Origin of the sequence: Vibrio penaeicida (assembly GCF_030689305.1) — a bacterium.
Lineage (GTDB): Bacteria > Pseudomonadota > Gammaproteobacteria > Enterobacterales > Vibrionaceae > Vibrio > Vibrio penaeicida_B.
Genome location: NZ_JAUYVM010000020.1, coordinates 76,240 through 92,414 on the forward strand (window position 1 = coordinate 76,240; position 16,175 = coordinate 92,414).

At 44.4% G+C, this 16,175-nt stretch carries 16 protein-coding genes; 7 read left to right on the top strand and 9 right to left on the bottom strand.

Features of this window, described 5'->3' with window-relative positions; all coding sequences use genetic code 11:
• Positions 1-28: 28 nt before the first annotated feature.
• Complete coding sequence (locus Q8W40_RS23700; RefSeq protein WP_305400781.1) at positions 29-2,806, bottom strand: insulinase family protein; 2,778 nt, start codon at positions 2,804-2,806, stop codon at positions 29-31.
• 232 nt (positions 2,807-3,038) lie between these two features.
• On the opposite strand from Q8W40_RS23700, the gene sixA reads away from it, so the two are divergent.
• Positions 3,039-3,503, top strand: coding sequence for a phosphohistidine phosphatase SixA (sixA, locus tag Q8W40_RS23705; protein WP_305400782.1), 465 nt, complete (start codon positions 3,039-3,041; stop codon positions 3,501-3,503).
• A 44-nt stretch (positions 3,504-3,547) separates the two neighbouring features.
• Here the strand turns inward: sixA and smrB are convergent, their stop codons facing one another.
• Positions 3,548-4,078: an endonuclease SmrB gene (gene smrB, locus Q8W40_RS23710; protein WP_104402303.1), complete on the bottom strand. Its 531-nt coding sequence runs from the start codon at positions 4,076-4,078 to the stop codon at positions 3,548-3,550.
• A gap of 54 nt (positions 4,079-4,132) precedes the next feature.
• Between smrB and prmB the strand changes: the two genes are divergently transcribed.
• On the top strand, positions 4,133-5,065 hold the full coding sequence (prmB, locus tag Q8W40_RS23715) for a 50S ribosomal protein L3 N(5)-glutamine methyltransferase (protein ID WP_305400784.1): 933 nt from the start codon (positions 4,133-4,135) through the stop codon (positions 5,063-5,065).
• A gap of 197 nt (positions 5,066-5,262) precedes the next feature.
• Entirely contained in the window at positions 5,263-6,348 is a 1,086-nt protein-coding gene (gene aroC / locus Q8W40_RS23720) for a chorismate synthase (protein WP_305400786.1), read from the top strand.
• 99 nt (positions 6,349-6,447) lie between these two features.
• On the opposite strand, the gene Q8W40_RS23725 is transcribed toward aroC, so the two are convergent.
• Positions 6,448-7,359 (bottom strand): LysR family transcriptional regulator, encoded by a 912-nt coding sequence (locus tag Q8W40_RS23725; RefSeq protein WP_305400788.1) that lies wholly within the window; start codon positions 7,357-7,359, stop codon positions 6,448-6,450.
• A gap of 105 nt (positions 7,360-7,464) precedes the next feature.
• Here Q8W40_RS23725 and Q8W40_RS23730 point away from each other — a divergent pair, with 105 nt between their 5' ends.
• Positions 7,465-8,199 (top strand): SDR family oxidoreductase, encoded by a 735-nt coding sequence (locus tag Q8W40_RS23730; protein WP_305400790.1) that lies wholly within the window; start codon positions 7,465-7,467, stop codon positions 8,197-8,199.
• Positions 8,200-8,254: 55 nt separating this feature from the next.
• Here Q8W40_RS23730 and Q8W40_RS23735 read toward each other — a convergent pair whose 3' ends face one another.
• Positions 8,255-8,878, bottom strand: coding sequence for a trimeric intracellular cation channel family protein (locus Q8W40_RS23735; RefSeq protein WP_101112691.1), 624 nt, complete (start codon positions 8,876-8,878; stop codon positions 8,255-8,257).
• A gap of 210 nt (positions 8,879-9,088) precedes the next feature.
• On the opposite strand from Q8W40_RS23735, the gene Q8W40_RS23740 reads away from it, so the two are divergent.
• Entirely contained in the window at positions 9,089-9,619 is a 531-nt protein-coding gene (locus Q8W40_RS23740; protein WP_305400792.1) for an elongation factor P hydroxylase, read from the top strand.
• Between the two features lie 20 nt (positions 9,620-9,639).
• Positions 9,640-9,909, top strand: a complete 270-nt coding sequence (locus Q8W40_RS23745; RefSeq protein ID WP_101112687.1) for a YfcL family protein — start codon at positions 9,640-9,642, stop codon at positions 9,907-9,909.
• 8 nt (positions 9,910-9,917) lie between these two features.
• On the opposite strand, the gene Q8W40_RS23750 is transcribed toward Q8W40_RS23745, so the two are convergent.
• From Q8W40_RS23750 to mnmC, 4 genes are all read right to left on the bottom strand, one after another.
• Positions 9,918-10,145 (bottom strand): GNAT family N-acetyltransferase, encoded by a 228-nt coding sequence (locus tag Q8W40_RS23750; protein WP_305400793.1) that lies wholly within the window; start codon positions 10,143-10,145, stop codon positions 9,918-9,920.
• Positions 10,146-10,401: 256 nt separating this feature from the next.
• The gene (locus Q8W40_RS23755; protein ID WP_305400794.1) at positions 10,402-10,620 is read right to left on the bottom strand and encodes a hypothetical protein; all 219 of its coding nucleotides are present in this window, start codon (positions 10,618-10,620) and stop codon (positions 10,402-10,404) included.
• A gap of 45 nt (positions 10,621-10,665) precedes the next feature.
• Positions 10,666-11,502: a phytanoyl-CoA dioxygenase family protein gene (locus Q8W40_RS23760; protein ID WP_305400795.1), complete on the bottom strand. Its 837-nt coding sequence runs from the start codon at positions 11,500-11,502 to the stop codon at positions 10,666-10,668.
• A 142-nt stretch (positions 11,503-11,644) separates the two neighbouring features.
• Positions 11,645-13,657, bottom strand: coding sequence for a bifunctional tRNA (5-methylaminomethyl-2-thiouridine)(34)-methyltransferase MnmD/FAD-dependent 5-carboxymethylaminomethyl-2-thiouridine(34) oxidoreductase MnmC (gene mnmC, locus Q8W40_RS23765; RefSeq protein ID WP_305400796.1), 2,013 nt, complete (start codon positions 13,655-13,657; stop codon positions 11,645-11,647).
• 125 nt (positions 13,658-13,782) lie between these two features.
• Here mnmC and fabB point away from each other — a divergent pair, with 125 nt between their 5' ends.
• A complete protein-coding gene (fabB, locus tag Q8W40_RS23770; protein ID WP_101112683.1) occupies positions 13,783-14,994 on the top strand; it encodes a beta-ketoacyl-ACP synthase I in 1,212 nt (403 codons plus the stop codon).
• Positions 14,995-15,128: 134 nt separating this feature from the next.
• Here fabB and Q8W40_RS23775 read toward each other — a convergent pair whose 3' ends face one another.
• The gene (locus Q8W40_RS23775) at positions 15,129-15,458 is read right to left on the bottom strand and encodes a winged helix-turn-helix domain-containing protein (protein ID WP_305400798.1); all 330 of its coding nucleotides are present in this window, start codon (positions 15,456-15,458) and stop codon (positions 15,129-15,131) included.
• Positions 15,459-16,175: the final 717 nt, after the last annotated feature.

Below are 16,175 nucleotides of genomic sequence, written 5' to 3' on the forward strand. Positions count from 1 at the left end.
TTGTGCGAACTAGTTTTTGTTGTGCGAGCTAACCGAGCTCCACATCTTTTGGTCTTAACTGGAATTCTTCCACAGAGCCAATTTCTAATCCTTCATCCAAGCAAGGATCGTCTTGGTGTTCATTACCTTTACTATGCATGATCAAACGATTTGCGGTACGAGGTTTCAATACACTGACGACGAAGCGAATCATTTCGCTGCGAGTCAGGGTTTTTAGCTCTTCGAGTACTTTGTCTCTTTGATTGAATTGGTGATCTTTGTTACCAATCGCCACCCATAAACGCTGTGCCCGACCTCTTAAATTGTTATCAGGTGTCGCGATTTGGCTCCAAAGCCCTTTCTTGCTGCTTTGCCATTGGTATTCGTTGAGCTCGAGCAGCACCATGTAAAACGCATTTAAGAATTCATCTATTGCAGAAAGCAAATCAATCGGTGCAGCATTGGGCGATTGTACGTACAGCACTAAACCGGGATGACGGTTTAGAGGTAAATTCCCAGTTCCCACCATATAACCAAGCTGTTGCTTCGTCCGAATTTCATGAAAGAAAGTCGCCGACATCAAATGGTTGGCTAAGGAATACAATGCAATACTTCTTGGATCAATTTCTGGTGATTGGTAGTAAATAACGATCGCAGAATCCGCTTGATTACACTGTATTTCACGTTGAAATGTGCCATTGCTTCCTAGCATGACAAGGGGGCGTAGTGACTCTTCGTAGCGTTGGTCTTTTACTCGCAGTGCATTCTTGATGGTCTCGGCAAGTTCAATCGACTGAGATTGATTCCAGTCGCCATAGACAAACAACTCCACATGTAATTCGTTCAAAATGGTGTCGACAAATTCTGGCAACTCGTCCATTTCAATGGATTCTAACGCTTCAATTAGCTCCGGATAAGGAGGGTTATTCGGTTGAAGAAGCCCCGTCATCGCATTAAACAACTGAGAAACTGGGCGATCTTTTGTGGTGTTTTTCCAATTGCGTAGCATTTGTTGTTTGATGGTATCGAAACGGCTAGAGCGGAAATCTCGGTTTGCGAAACGGGTTAAAATAACATTGAGTAATTGAGGCTGCTTCTGGCTAAAGCCACTGAGCGTTAATGTTACGCCGCCTTGATGTGCGTACATATTGTATCCCATGCCTGCTATTTCAGCTTGGTACGTTTCCTTTACTAAAGCGTCGAGAAACAGCTCCACACATAGCCGCGTTTGAACAATTTTTCTTGGGGTAGAAACGGCATGAGGGCTATCAATGGCAAGATAGAGCACCCCTTTAGGAACTCTAAAATCTTTCTCTTGAAGGTGCCACAAACGAAAACCGGGGAGATCTTGTATCAACTTGGGTTTGGTTTCATTACCTTCCAAAGCTTGTGGCGTCAGGTCATAGCAAATGTATGGGTTGACTTCAGGCAGCGTTAGTTCAGGGTTAAGAGCCACCTCTTTCCAGCGACTAACTTGCTCGTCTGTAAAGCGCTTCACAGAATAAGGCGTGTCGTACCATTTTGCGACTTGATCACATTCCACGCCTTTGGCGATTAATGTTAATCGCATATTATCAACGGTGAAATATTCAGCGACCTTGCCAAGCAATGGCGCATCAAAGTGTGCCATCTTGTAATCACCATAAACCACATCCTCTTCTGGGTAGTGGTGAAGGTTCATGACCAGATGACTGACTAAATCGAGTGGTCTAGCCGCTTCTTGAAACTGAAATGCCGATTCTAATACGGCTTGTTTTTCTTTATAACGCCATTCATCAAAACCAGAATCAGTGATTAACTTTATGTAGGCAAATGTGGCTTCAACAATATCATCGACGTGATCTAAGCCTTCTTGAGTTAACGTACAACTTACGGAGAACTCGCGGAAATTGCTGCCGCTCATTCCGCCGCCCGCAGCCAATCCATTGACCCAGTCAAGCTCTTTGAGATAGAGCATTAAGCTGCCTTCTCCTTCATAACCCAACAGGTGGGCAAAATAGGAAAGAGGCTTAGATGCGTAATGCTCGTCCATACAAGGTAAAGTGAAAGCGAGCACTAACTTACGAGAATCCTTTTCAGGCTCGACTTGGACATAACACGAAGGTAATTCAGGATTCGTAAGAGGAACCGCCACCTTCTTGCCAAATAAATGGCGGTTTTGAATAGGGGAGAACAAGTCCTCGACCCAATGTTCTAATTCATCTAGCTCTTGCGGACCGACTATGGCAAGCGTCATCAAATCGGCAGAGTAGTGCGTGCCATAAAATGCGATGATTTCTTCGCGAATAGAGCTTCCTTCTCTATCTGACAAGGTTTCAACATTACCTACCGAAAATTTGGAAAAAGGATGTTCCGGGTTGATCACTTCTTTGTGTACTTGAAATAGCCGACGCATATCGTCTTTTAGCTTTAAACGATATTCAGACTCCACTGCCTGACGCTCTTTTTCTAGCGCATCAGGGTTAAATAGAGGAGCAATGAAGAACTGGCTGAATCGTTTTAAACTGCGCTCAAATGCATTCGGTGACACATCGAAAAAGTAACAAGTGTGTTCAGTTCCCGTCCATGCGTTATTATTTCCGCCATGCTGGCTAATAAAAGCTTGAAATTCGCCTGTCTTCGGGTATTTTTCTGTGCCCAAAAACAGCATATGCTCAAGATAATGAGCCAGACCTTCTCTGTCTGAAGGATCGTCGAAATGCCCTATATTGACAGCTAGAGCAGCTGCCGATTTTTGAGCATGTTCATCGCGGACAATGAGAACTCTTAAGCCGTTGTTTAATTTAATATAACGATATTGGTTACTGTCGTTGGGGCTCAGGTACACAAGTGTGTCTCCGTTATAGCTATTGATTTAATTATGACTGCCTAAATGCGTGCTGCAAACCAAAAGCTGTCATTTTTTAATAGATTGTTAACGAAGTCAGAGTCTTTGGGCATTGACTTGATATAATTAAAGAGCAGTCCGGTTCAATTCATTGATGCGTGCTGCCCCGTAGATCGAAACAAAAACAAAGAAGCCGATAAAAGTGGTTCGGCATACAAACGGGTACAACCGAATGAAAATATTTATTATGCGTCACGGAGAGGCAGAAACGTTTGCCAACAGTGATGCTGAAAGAGCCCTGACTTCTCGTGGAGTCAATCAATCTGTTTTGGTCGCCAAGGCTTGTGCCGAGCAGGGTGAAGCAGAATTTAGTAAAGTCTTGGTTAGCCCTTATTTGCGTGCTCAGCAAACATGGAGCGCCATCAAACAATATCTAACCACATCCGATCAAGAAACGAGCGACGACATTACGCCTTATGGCAAGTCAGATGACGTCTTCGAGTACATTTGCGCTGCCGCACAAGTGCAAAATCTTGAATCCGTTTTGTTAGTGTCACATTTACCGCTCGTGGGTTACCTGACGTCGGAGTTTGTGTCTGACTTGGCACCACCTATGTTCCCAACATCAGGTTTGGTGTGCATCGATTTTGATCTAGAAAAGAGAAAGGGTGAAATGCTTTGGCATATTCACCCTTAAAATCATTTTGTTGAAGCGATTTAACTTGAGCTCGGGATAAGCGATTATTTATCCGGAATACTGAGTAAGACTAACAGTGCGCCGTCGCCGCCAAACTCTAATGGAGCTTGGTGGTAGGCCATAACGTCTGGGTGTTGTGCCAGCCAGACAGGCACTTTTTGTTTCAATATATGCTTACCGATTCCGTGCATCACGCAAGCACAATGTACGCTTTCTTTTATGCAATGAGAAATCATCGCCCCCAATTCGCGTTTGGCTTCTTGTTGCGTCATACCATGCATATCCAAATACACATCAGGTACATAGACACCGCGTCGCAATCTCTTTACCTCAAATTTTGATACATCAGAACGTGCGTAACGAGTCGGTCCGTCTTCGTCTAGGTGAGGGATAAACTCATCCGAGAAGAAAAATTCATTGTCGGATGCTTCTCGCTTTATTCTTACGGCTTCTTTCTGTTTTGAGTTTCTGTTTGGCTGCTGGACTATGGTATCCTGTTGCAACTTTTTTACGCCCTTTACTGCGTCTCGAAACAGGTCAAAGCCGTCATCCTTATCGTTGTCGTTCTGGCTCATGAGATTCTTAAAAATTTGAAATATGCAGTATTGTAGCGCTTTTCGGAGGCAAATTTGGATAAGATTTTTGTAGATGAAGCGGTTTCTGAACTTCATTCGCTTCAAGATATGATTCGTTGGACAGTCAGTCGCTTTAACGCCGCCGGTCTTTTTTATGGTCACGGCACTGATAACGCTTGGGATGAAGCGGTTCAACTGATATTACCGACACTCTACTTACCAATCGATGTGCCTTCTCATGTACTGAATTCCCGTTTAACCAGCAGCGAACGATTGCGTATTGTTGAGCGAGTGGTAAAACGCATTAATGATCGAACACCAACTGCTTATTTAACCAATAAAGCTTGGTTCTGCGGGTTGGAGTTCTTTGTTGATGAGCGTGTATTGGTGCCTCGTTCTCCTATTGGTGAGTTGGTTGAAGCTCAGTTCCAACCATGGTTGGTGGAAGAGCCAACACGCATTATGGATTTGTGCACGGGTAGCGGGTGCATTGCGATTGCTTGTGCTCATGCATTCCCTGATGCGGAAGTGGATGCGATTGATATCTCTTCTGATGCGTTAGAAGTCGCAGAGCAAAATGTTCAAGACCATGGAATGGAGCAGCAGGTTTTCCCAATCCGCTCTGACTTGTTCCGTGACCTGCCAAAAGACAAATACAACCTCATTGTTTCGAATCCTCCTTATGTGGATGAAGAAGACATGAATAGCTTGCCTGAAGAGTTTACCCACGAACCGGAGCTTGGCTTGGCAGCAGGAACGGATGGGTTGAAGTTGGTTCGCCGGATTCTAGCGAATGCACCAGATTACCTAACCGACGACGGCATTCTGATTTGTGAAGTTGGTAATTCCATGATTCACATGATAAACCAGTACCCAGATATGCCATTCACATGGATTGATTTTGAAAATGGTGGTCATGGCGTATTTATGATCACCCGAGCGCAAATGCTAGAGCATGCACAAGAGTTCGCTATCTATAAAGATTAGTCGCAGCGGTTAACATATTGACTTAATGTGAAAAACGCCAGTTTGATACTGGCGTTTTTTTTATTTTTTCTAACAAGGGGTTTACAACGCCTGCCTATAAAGCGACTATGAAATCACGAAAAATGACAGGTTTGAACGAAAGACAGGGATGAAGCCTTTAAAAAGAGGTGAAATGTCTTTCAAAACAGAGGAAGTAAATGGCAGGAAACAGCATTGGACAACATTTTCGTGTAACGACATTCGGTGAAAGCCATGGTTTGGCACTGGGTTGTGTCATTGACGGATGCCCTCCGGGTCTAGAGCTAAGTGAAGCCGACCTGCAGGTGGATTTAGATCGTCGCCGTCCTGGTACGTCTCGCTATACCACGCAAAGACGTGAACCGGATGAAGTGAAAATTTTGTCGGGCGTATTTGAAGGTCAAACAACGGGCACATCCATTGGCTTGTTGATTGAAAATACTGACCAGCGCTCAAAAGATTACTCCGAAATCAAAGACAAGTTCCGTCCGGGCCACGCCGACTATACTTACCACCAAAAGTACGGTGTTCGCGATTACAGAGGCGGAGGTCGTTCCTCCGCTCGTGAAACTGCAATGCGCGTTGCGGCGGGTGCTGTGGCTAAAAAGTACCTTAAGAAAGAGTTTGGTGTTGAAGTCCGTGCGTACCTTTCTCAAATGGGTGATGTGAAGATCGATAAGGTTGATTGGAACGAAATTGAAAACAATCCTTTCTTCTGCCCTGACATCGATAAGATTGAAGAATTTGATCAATTGATCCGTGACCTTAAGAAAGAGGGCGACTCAATTGGTGCTAAGATCCAAGTGGTTGCAACGCAAGTGCCTGTTGGGTTAGGTGAGCCAATATTTGACCGCTTAGACGCCGATATCGCTCATGCATTGATGAGCATTAACGCCGTGAAGGGTGTTGAAATTGGTGATGGGTTCGATGTAGTAAACCAGAAAGGCAGCGAACACCGTGATCCACTCACACCGGAAGGGTTCTCCAGTAATCATGCTGGTGGCATTTTAGGTGGGATTTCGACAGGGCAAGATGTGGTTGCGAATATTGCACTTAAGCCGACATCAAGCATTACCGTTCCGGGCGAAACCATTACTCGGAAAGGTGAGCCTACTCAACTGATTACTAAGGGACGTCATGACCCTTGTGTTGGTATCCGTGCCGTACCTATTGCAGAAGCTATGCTAGCCATCGTTTTGCTGGATCATTTGCTTCGTCATCGTGGACAAAACCACGGGGTGACAACGGAAACGCCTCAGATTTAACCGCGAAAGGTCAACAGACCCTAGTAGTGACCTAGTCTATATAGGTTGATATTTGATTAGTTAAAGCGCTCTGATGAGCGCTTTTTTATTGTCTGAATTTTACTGAAAATACGACGGCAGTATATTCGCCAGTTCTTCCCAGATAACTTTGGCGGCTTTAGAACGAGTGGCTCTGCCCAAACACAATAATTGAACGGGTTGAGTGCAGGTAACGTTGAATGGCTCTAGAATTTGGATCAGTTCTCCCGTACTCATTTCATTTCGAATTAGATTGGGGTCAACCATCGTGATACCTAATCCCGATTTCACCATATCAATCAGCGCTCGGGCGTCATCACAAATCAGAGTTTCGCGAATCGGAATAGGGTGTGTACTTCCCTCCGAATTCTGAAAGTGCCAGTAGCTTTGGTTGCTACTTTTGCTCTTAAACACTAAGCATTGGTGCACATCCAGATCTTCAGGGGAAGAAGGTGTTCCATGAGCAAGTAAATAGTCTGGACTGGCTACGCAAACCAAACTCTTATCACCTATTTTCCTTGCCAGCATAGGAGAGTCTGGCAGGTTGCCAACACGAATTGCAATGTCTACTCGTTCCTCAACCAAATCGACATAGCTGTCGTTAAAGCTCAGCTCAAGCGTTATTTTGGGGTATTTCTCTCTGAGCAATTTTATGTGCGGAAGCAGGTATTGATGACCAATTAAGGTTGAGCAACTTACTTTTACTTTCCCGACAGGCGCTTCTTGAAAATCAGACACAAACTCTTCTATGTCATTGAGAATATTTGGTAACCCTTCAGACAACTTCAGTAGTTTGTTTCCACTTTCGGTCAGCACGAGTTTGCGGGTGGTTCTTTGAATTAACCGTTGTTCAACTAACGACTCTAGCTGCGAGATCTTTTTACTGACTGACGATCTCGGCAGATTAAGATCATTGGCGGCACCTTGAAAGCTGCCTTTTTTGGCGACCAAGCGAAAAATGGGAAGATAGGGAAGCAGTTTGTGTGTATTCATTTATTGGTATCCAAATGGAAACAAAATGATGAGTAATTGGTATCTAATCATGCTGATTACCATGAGGTAGTCTGAGTTTGTGTTCAACCGCAAGGAAAGAAAATCATGAGCTCAAACACAATTTTGATTACAGGTGCAACGGCTGGCATCGGTTTAGCAACGGCAAAATCGTTAAGTGAACAGGGTCATCGCTTGGTCGTGACAGGGAGAAATTCAGAAAAACTGGAAGCAATAGTGAAATGCTTACAAGGAGAAGTAATTCCAGTTTTATGTGACAGCGAGAGTATGTCGGATATTCACACTCTAGGGGAGAAGCTAAGGATGGATAACATACGCTTAGATGGTGTGGTGCTAAATGCTGGGGTGTATTTCCCAAATGAATTGGAGACAACAACGCTAGAAGCCTTTGAGCTAACTATGGATGTTAATTTCAAAGCACCATACTTTACTCTTCAGGCATTGTTGCCTGTTTTAAATAACCCCACAAGTGTTGTAATGGTGTCGAGCCTTGTGGTGAAAAAGGCATTTCCCAGTTCGTCTTTGTATTCGGCGAGCAAAGCCGCGTTAGAAGGCGTTGTTGGGTGTTTGAATGTGGATCTCGCGGAGAAGGGGATTCGTATTAACAGTGTTAGACCGGGTGTAACCGCAACAGAGATTCAAGGAAAAGCGGGTATGAATGATGAAGCATTCGAAGGGCTTAAATCGCTTATGAATACAACGCCTCTTGGGCGTATTCTTGAAACCAGTGACATTGTTCCTGCCATTGAGTATTTGCTCTCTCCCGTATCTGAAGGCATGCGAGGTGGGAGTTTGGATGTGGATGCGGGGCATGCACTATAACGTGATTTCTCTGGCGTGCCATACGCCAGAGATAATTGATTGATATCACAATGCTTTAGTGCAGGGGCTCTTCAGTTTCCAATTGGAAGGAGGGCAGTTTCCATTTGAACCTTACGGCAGCCATTCTTAACAAATAACCCGCGATTAATGTTGCAATGGTGCTTGTGACTTCGTTGATACCAAAATACATCAGAGTTAAATAGAGCACTGAGGCAAGCAGGGCGACAGATGCGTAAAGTTCCTCATGCAAAACGAGAGGAGATTGGCGGCAGATCAAATCCCGAAGTAAGCCACCAAATACCCCTGTCACTACCGCAGATACGATACAAATAATGGGGTGCAATCCCATATTCAGCGCAACTTTTGTCCCGATGATACTGAAAACGATCAAGCCAAGAGCATCTAATCTTATGAACAGCCCTTTTAGTTTGATTACCCACTTTGCAATGCCTGTTGTAACAACACCAGCAACGCATGTAATCACCAGGAACTGAGGGTTTTCAACCCAAGTAAGGGGGTAATGTCCAAGCAAAATATCGCGCACAGTCCCACCGCCAATAGCGGTTGCACTCGCAACAAACATAACACCGAACCAATCCATGTTCTTTCGACCAGCACTGAGTGCGCCAGTCATCGCTTCCGCTGTGATACCTAAAACATAGAGCGTGCTTAAAAGCATGGTTCCAGATCCAGCAAGTAGGGGAAAAAAAGAGCGGCAATTCTAGTGCGAAATGACGGAGCTGGCGAGTAAAAATTAGTATGGCATGTGGTTATTTGGATTAGAAAACCTAATGTTGGAGGCATGATATGAGGGTAGGACGTAAATTGGGTTTACAAATGAGAAAATCCAAGGAAAATATGCGCTAGAAAGTGACAACATCAAAGCCCTATGTCTCATCAATACACAGATCTTATCGATATATTTAATCGCACCTTCTATGAAGACTTTAATACCAAGTTGGAATTAGGAGGAGATGAACCTATTTACCTGCCTGCGGATCAAGAAAAAGACTACCACCGAATTGTATTTGCACGTGGCTTTTACGCCTCCGCAATGCATGAAATCTCTCATTGGATGGTGGCGGGACCGGAACGTCGTCTTAAAGAAGATTTTGGCTATTGGTATGAGCCCGATGGTCGAACTGAAGCAGTACAAGCAGAGTTTGAACGAGTCGAGCTTCGCCCTCAAGCGTATGAGTGGATTTTGTCGAAAAGCGCAGGCTTTCCTTTTACGGTCAGTTGTGACAATCTACACGGCGATTTTGAGCCAGATAGACTGAGCTTTATGAGCACAGTGCATAAAGAGGTTTTAGAGATCCTCGAAAGTGGGCTATCACCCCGAATGAGAAGCCTATCTGAAGCACTGCGCCACTTCTATAAAACCGATTCTCTTCACCCTGACCAGTTTCAAGTGAAGTAACAGTGAAATAAGAGACCAGAATGATCCTAGAGTACGAAGAAAAAATGCTGGAATTGATTGATTCCAAAGTAGAAACCGCATCAGACGATGAGCTATTTGCTGGTGGCTACTTAAGAGGTCATATTTCATTGTCTGCAGCAGCATGTGAAGCTGCAGGGGAAACGGAAATTACGGATCTTAAAGTCCGAATCGAAGAAAGCTTAGAGGGAGCAAAATCTGAACTGACTCCTGCAGATCGCATTATTGTCAGTGAGCTTTGGCATCAGCTACATAAGTTACTGCTGAATTAGACCTCGCGTTATTCAGAATATTTTTCAAAAACGCATTGAGTTTTACAGATCGTAAATCCGACATTTTCGTAAAACTGGTGCGTTTCCTTTCTCGTTTCACTGCACCTTACTCGCCACTTTCCAGAATGGCTAGACATCGCATGATCAACGAGTAACTTTCCAATGCCTAATCGCCTCGCTGACGGACATACTACCATTCCTCCGATTTCATAAAAGCTCTCGGACGCCAGCCTCAAAGCATGAAAACAATGAAGCCAACCAAACGATGCCCTTCTCTTGCTCTGAGTTTACTGATTCTGCTATGTATATACTCAAACCACCTCAAGGTGTTAGGTTCAGCGAGAATTGCTTGGTTTTCAGGCAAGGCACCGATTTGAAGATCTAGTGGTTCTAAATCAAGAATCGGTAACGCGGCATGAAAACCAAGCAAACTCGCCCTTGGGAGCTTATCTTCTGTCCCATTTCATCGTCAAAGAACTAGGAAAGGACTCGTCATTCCACTGCGTTCTTCTCCTTGAACTGAAACAGAAGATAGAGCTCTGAATCCTGCACCTTGAGGTGGTTTGAGTATAGCCAATGGTCACTGCTTTCAATGAGTTTGTTAAGCCGTAAACGTGCTTCGCTTTGGCTGGAATCTTTGTATTGTAGATATTTAGAAAGTGGCATGATGGCATCAACATCATTCGCTTTTGCTTCTCGTATCGTGAGCAATGATTTTTCCTTATCTGAGTGAAGCTTTACTGTTTCCACAAAATATTAGTCGAATCCGCGCAGAGGTAGCAGGATGGTTTGCAGCCAGTTCTCTTTGGCGTAGCGCGTACTCCCATCAGTGACGTGTAAAGTAAACGCCTGCCTCGATTTTGCAGAGCGGTTGGGCGCACTGTAATGAGGAAGCAGCCCTTGAAAAATAACTAGGCTACCCGCTTTGACTTCCACAGGAATACCGCTTTTTTCAGTTGGCCATGGCGTTTCGTCAAGCTTAACCATTTCGATGTTATCCCCATCTCGATTAAACCGCTCTCGAAGAGGTCCTGTATGACCTATTGGCTCTACCCACAAACAGCCGTTTTCCAAGGTGGAATCCTCTATGGCAAACCAATAGGTAACAACGCTTTGCGGTGTGGTGAAGAAAAACGTCGCGTCTTGGTGCCAATTCACGACACCACCAATTTTGGGTTGCTTGAAAATGTACATGGATTGACGTATTTCAGGTTCATCTACACCGATATCATTGGCTATGTCTCCAAGAACTGGTAGATGGCTGAACTCACGAAATACAGGGTCGAGTTCATGTAAGGCATGACCGATTTTATTGATGCACAAAGCTTTTTGCTCAATCAGTTGACCGTTCTTATCGAATGCTTCCTCTTCAAAGAAGCAACGAACTTTTTCCGCCGAATCGAGAAAATAGCTGTCCCCCGTTCGATCATTGTCATTGGTAGTGAATATAGAAGTGGTGATATCTGGTTTCCATTCGTCAACAATCTTCGCCGCTCGCTGCTTCAATTCGTTCAACGTTTCTACGGGAATCATTTGATCAAGAACCAAATAGCCCTGCTCGTGATACTGCAAAACTTGTTGCTGACTTAGCATGGGTAAACTCTAAAATTTCGCCTGTTTGACGTCTAATATAGGGGGTAGGTGGTTAATTGTAAAAGAAATGTTAACTTATGTGTGATATTGATGGGCAATAAAATAAGGCGCTTTAAGCGCCTTATTTTTGATGATTGGAGGATTACAATCCCGTAATGGTTTTACCCTTACGCAGCCTTCTAACCCACATTCGAGAGGGATGCAGTTCATTTAACGTATCCACAGCGAATGGCATGGGATCTTGGCAAATTTGAGAAGCCAATAGTTCACCTAATAACGGGGCGGAGCTTAACCCTCTGGAGCCTAAACCAACCATACAATAGAGGTCGGAATACACGGGGAGGTCAATGACATCTGCTTCGGTTTGATCGCGCAGGTTTGCATATTCGGTCACGATTCTATCGTAGCGACCAACGGGACCGACAAAGGGTAAGTGGTCTCGTGAAACGCAGCGAATGCCTTGGCGTGAATCACCCTTGGAGACGTCGACATCTTGAGTCCAAGCTTGATTCGGTACGCAGTTGCGCAGCTTTTCCGCATTCTCATTCTGTGCAACTTGATCAAATTCCTTGTCTATGTTGTCTCGGTCATAACTCGCACCAATGCAGTGCTGCATATTGTTTGGGTTATGCGGTGTCATATATCCGTCGTAGCAAAGAACCGTTTTGAGCTTCTGAAGGTTTTCCGTTGTCGGTATGTGGCTAACTTGCCCTTTTACAGGTGAGGCTGGGATTGTTTTTGATTGCTCGAACTGGCTGAATAAGTGCCCATTTGCAATAACGGTAACTTGATGAGTGAATGTCCCTTGCTCGGATAGTAGGCTCCAACCCCCCTCGACTTCCTCGACACTTTGGATTTCTGTGTCATACATACAGGTTAGGTGACCGCTTTCTTCCAGTTCTCTAAGGATTTCATTTGTCAGCTGTTGAGGGCATAACCAACCGCCTAACGGGTAGTGAACACTTCCCGTATCAAAAGTCAGCCCCGTTTTTTCGCATGTCTGGTTTTGATCTAATTTTTGAACCAACTGCTCTGCAAAATCACCCTGCAGCATTTTGCTGAGTTTAGCTTCTGCTTTTTCGTTCCATGCCAGTTGGGTAACGCCGCACCATTCATGATCAAACTGAAGCGTTGCACTCATTTGCTCCACAAATTGCCTGGCGTACAAAAAGGCAGGAGCAAAAACACGGGAAACGCCTGAGTGTGTGCCATTGAGCAACGGGTAGACCGCTCCTTGGCGGTTTCCAGACGCTTGCTGTGCAGGTGACGAATCTTTGCAATACAGTGTGGTTTTGATACCACGGCGCGCCAAGCTTTTTGCCAAAGTAGCGCTGGCAATACCACCGCCAATAATGGCGACGTCTTGCACATTGCAGGTCCCCGAACGATGAAACCATGGCTTAATGTTGGTTGTTGGCACCTTTTGCTCAATGGTGCCCACAATCATGTCACGCTTGGTTCCAAAGCCTTTGACCTTCTTCATAGAAAATCCGGCCTCAATCAGCCCACGACGCACAAACCCTGCAGCCGTGAAGGTGGCACAGGTACAATCTTGTTTCGCTAGCTTGGCCATGCCGTTAAACAGGTCTTGATTCCACATCTCGGGGTTTTTACTGGGTGCAAATCCATCAAGAAACCATGCATCGACCAAGCCTGTTTTAGGTGTGGGTACACTAGGCATGCAGTCTTTAATATCGCCAAACCACAAATCCAGCGTTACAGCACCATCTGCAAGCACAATTCTGTGGCAGTCTGGTACGGCTATTGGGTAGTGCCTTTGAAGCTGCTCGGCGTATTCAGCAAGTTCTGGCCAAGATTGATGCGCTTTTTTGAGGTCGTCTTTCGTCACTGGAAACTTTTCGAAGCTGACAAAATGCAGCTCTTTTAGTGGCGCATTCGGATTGGTTTTTCTGAAAGCATCAAACCATTGCCACAGAGCCAAAAAGTTTAAGCCAGTGCCAAAGCCCGTTTCAGCGACAACAAATCGTCTATCGGAGTATTCGTTCCAACGTTCAGGCAATCGATTTTGTGACAAGAAGACATAACGAGTTTCTTCCAGCCCGTTTACATTAGAAAAATAAACATCATCAAATTGATCAGACACAGGGGTTCCGGCTTCATTCCAGCCTAGAACTGCGTTCTTAATGGTCGTCATAGTGGTATGATCTTGGGTAAATGTGCGAGACTATCGCGGATTGTACGTATTTCTGGGAAAGCTGACCACTTTTGTGTGGCAACTTGGTTATTATTCTACGGATTTTTGAATTATAGGAATGTCTCATGAAACGAGCCGTAATCACCGGTATGGGTATTGTTTCCAGTATCGGTAACAACGTCGAAGAAGTATTAGCGTCATTGAAGGCGGGTAAATCAGGCATCAACGCATCTGAGCAGTTCAAAGAAAAAGGGCTGCGTTCACAGGTGTGGGGTGATCTGAAAATTAACCCTGCTGAGCACATCGACCGCAAAAAAATGCGTTTTATGGGTGATGCTGCTGCTTACGCATACCTTTCGATGGAACAGGCTATTGCTGATGCAGGTTTAACTGAAGAGCAGGTTTCTAACGATCGCACAGGTATCGTTGCAGGTTCAGGTGGTGCTTCCTCTCTGAACCAAGCTGTGGCAGTGGATACGCTACGTGAAAAAGGCGTGAAGCGTATTGGCCCTTACATGGTACCTCGTACTATGTCTTCAACTGTGTCTGCTTGTTTGGCTACGCCATTCAAGATTCGCGGTGTGAACTACTCTATGAGCTCAGCTTGTGCAACTTCTGCACACTGTATTGGGCACGCTGTTGAGTTGATTCAACTTGGCAAACAAGACGTCGTATTCGCAGGCGGTGGTGAAGAGCTTGATTGGACTCTGACCATGATGTTCGATGCGATGGGCGCACTTTCAACAAAATACAACGACACACCTGAAAAAGCATCACGTACTTACGATGCGGACCGTGATGGTTTCATCATCTCAGGTGGTGGCGGTATGTTGGTTATCGAAGAGCTAGAACATGCACTTGCTCGTGGCGCAACAATCTACGGTGAAGTTGTCGGTTACGGTGCAACGTCAGACGGCTTCGACATGGTCGCTCCGTCTGGTGAAGGCGCAATCCGCTGTATGAAGATGGCAATGCAAGATGTCGATGGCGTTGATTACATCAACACACACGGTACTTCAACGCCAGTAGGCGACGTGAAAGAGCTAGGTGCTATCCAAGAAGTATTTGGTGGCAACAGCCCAGCGATTTCAGCGACTAAAGCGATGACTGGTCACGCTTTGGGTGCAGCAGGTGTACACGAAGCGATCTACTCTACGCTAATGCTTCACCACAACTTTGTTGCACCTAGCATTAACGTTGACAACTTAGATGAAGCTGCAGAAGGTCTAGACATTGTGACTGAGACACGTGAGCAAGAGCTGACAACAGTGATGTCTAACAGCTTCGGCTTCGGCGGTACCAACGCGACTTTGGTAATGAAAAAATACCAAGGCTAAGCAGCGGCAATATTATTGAAAGTTTCCAGAGCTGATCAGCCTAGCTGATCACACAGACGCGGAAAGTTCCCCAAGGAGAGCGGGGTTCAGTCCTTTTGTTCTGGGTTTACCGGTCTCGTTTGAGACCGGTTTTTTTATTCTGGTTCTCTGACCAGCATGTAACCTTTCCCTCTTGACGTAACGATGTATTGAGGCATCTTGGGGTTGTCATCAATCTTTCTTCTCAATCGCCCAATTAACATGTCTACAGACCGGCTAGACATTGGGTGGCGCTTCTTTCCTAATGCCAAAGAAAGCTCTTCTCTAGAAGAATATTTACCCTTATTACCGATTAAATGAAGAAGCAGCATATGCTCTCCGTCGGTTAGGCTTTTATTGATGTCTTGAGTTTTGAGCTCACGTGTTTCCAAGTGAAGGGAGTATTTTCCGAAGCTGACATGGCTTTCTGAATGAAAGTGAGGCATGTGCTTTCGTTGGGATACGTTAATAATTCGGAGAGTCAGCTCTTCTGCGGTATATGGAGGTACTAGAAAATCATCGGCACCTGAATTAATAATTGAGAAAGCACGATTTTTATCTCTACAAATAATAATTGAACTTAACTCTGAATTTCTTATGAAATTCCTTGTTCTATAAAAATCCGTGTCAGACGTTATATTCCTGTCTATGACAATAGCACTAAAGTTAATATTTTTATCCAATGATAAGTATGAATTATTATGTGAGAGGCCACAGCTGTCTGAATAAAAGAATATATTGACCTTTATATCTTTAAAGAAACGTGAAATGGGTTCCTTATAAACGTGTCTGTCGGTGATATAAGCCACATTATATTGTACCGTATTTGTGCTTTTATTCATGTATTTGTCCCCAAAGTGGTTTTAGCAATCATTACTAATATTTTTAGGTGTTTTTCTTATCCTACGGTAATTTTTTGCATGTTCTAAAGTAACCGAATGTAACATGTAAGGATAATGCTAAAAAACTGAGCGATATCTAATTACATTCCAATTTGTTGTGTTTTTTTCATGAAAGTAAATAGTTCTAAGTAACATATTGTAAATGGTGTCAGTAACACATTGTAAATAGAAAATAACTTTCATTGTTTATGCGTATATATTTCCCTTTGCTGTTTTTAATAAAGTCATTCATATATTTGACTTATCTTTTAACATAATTGA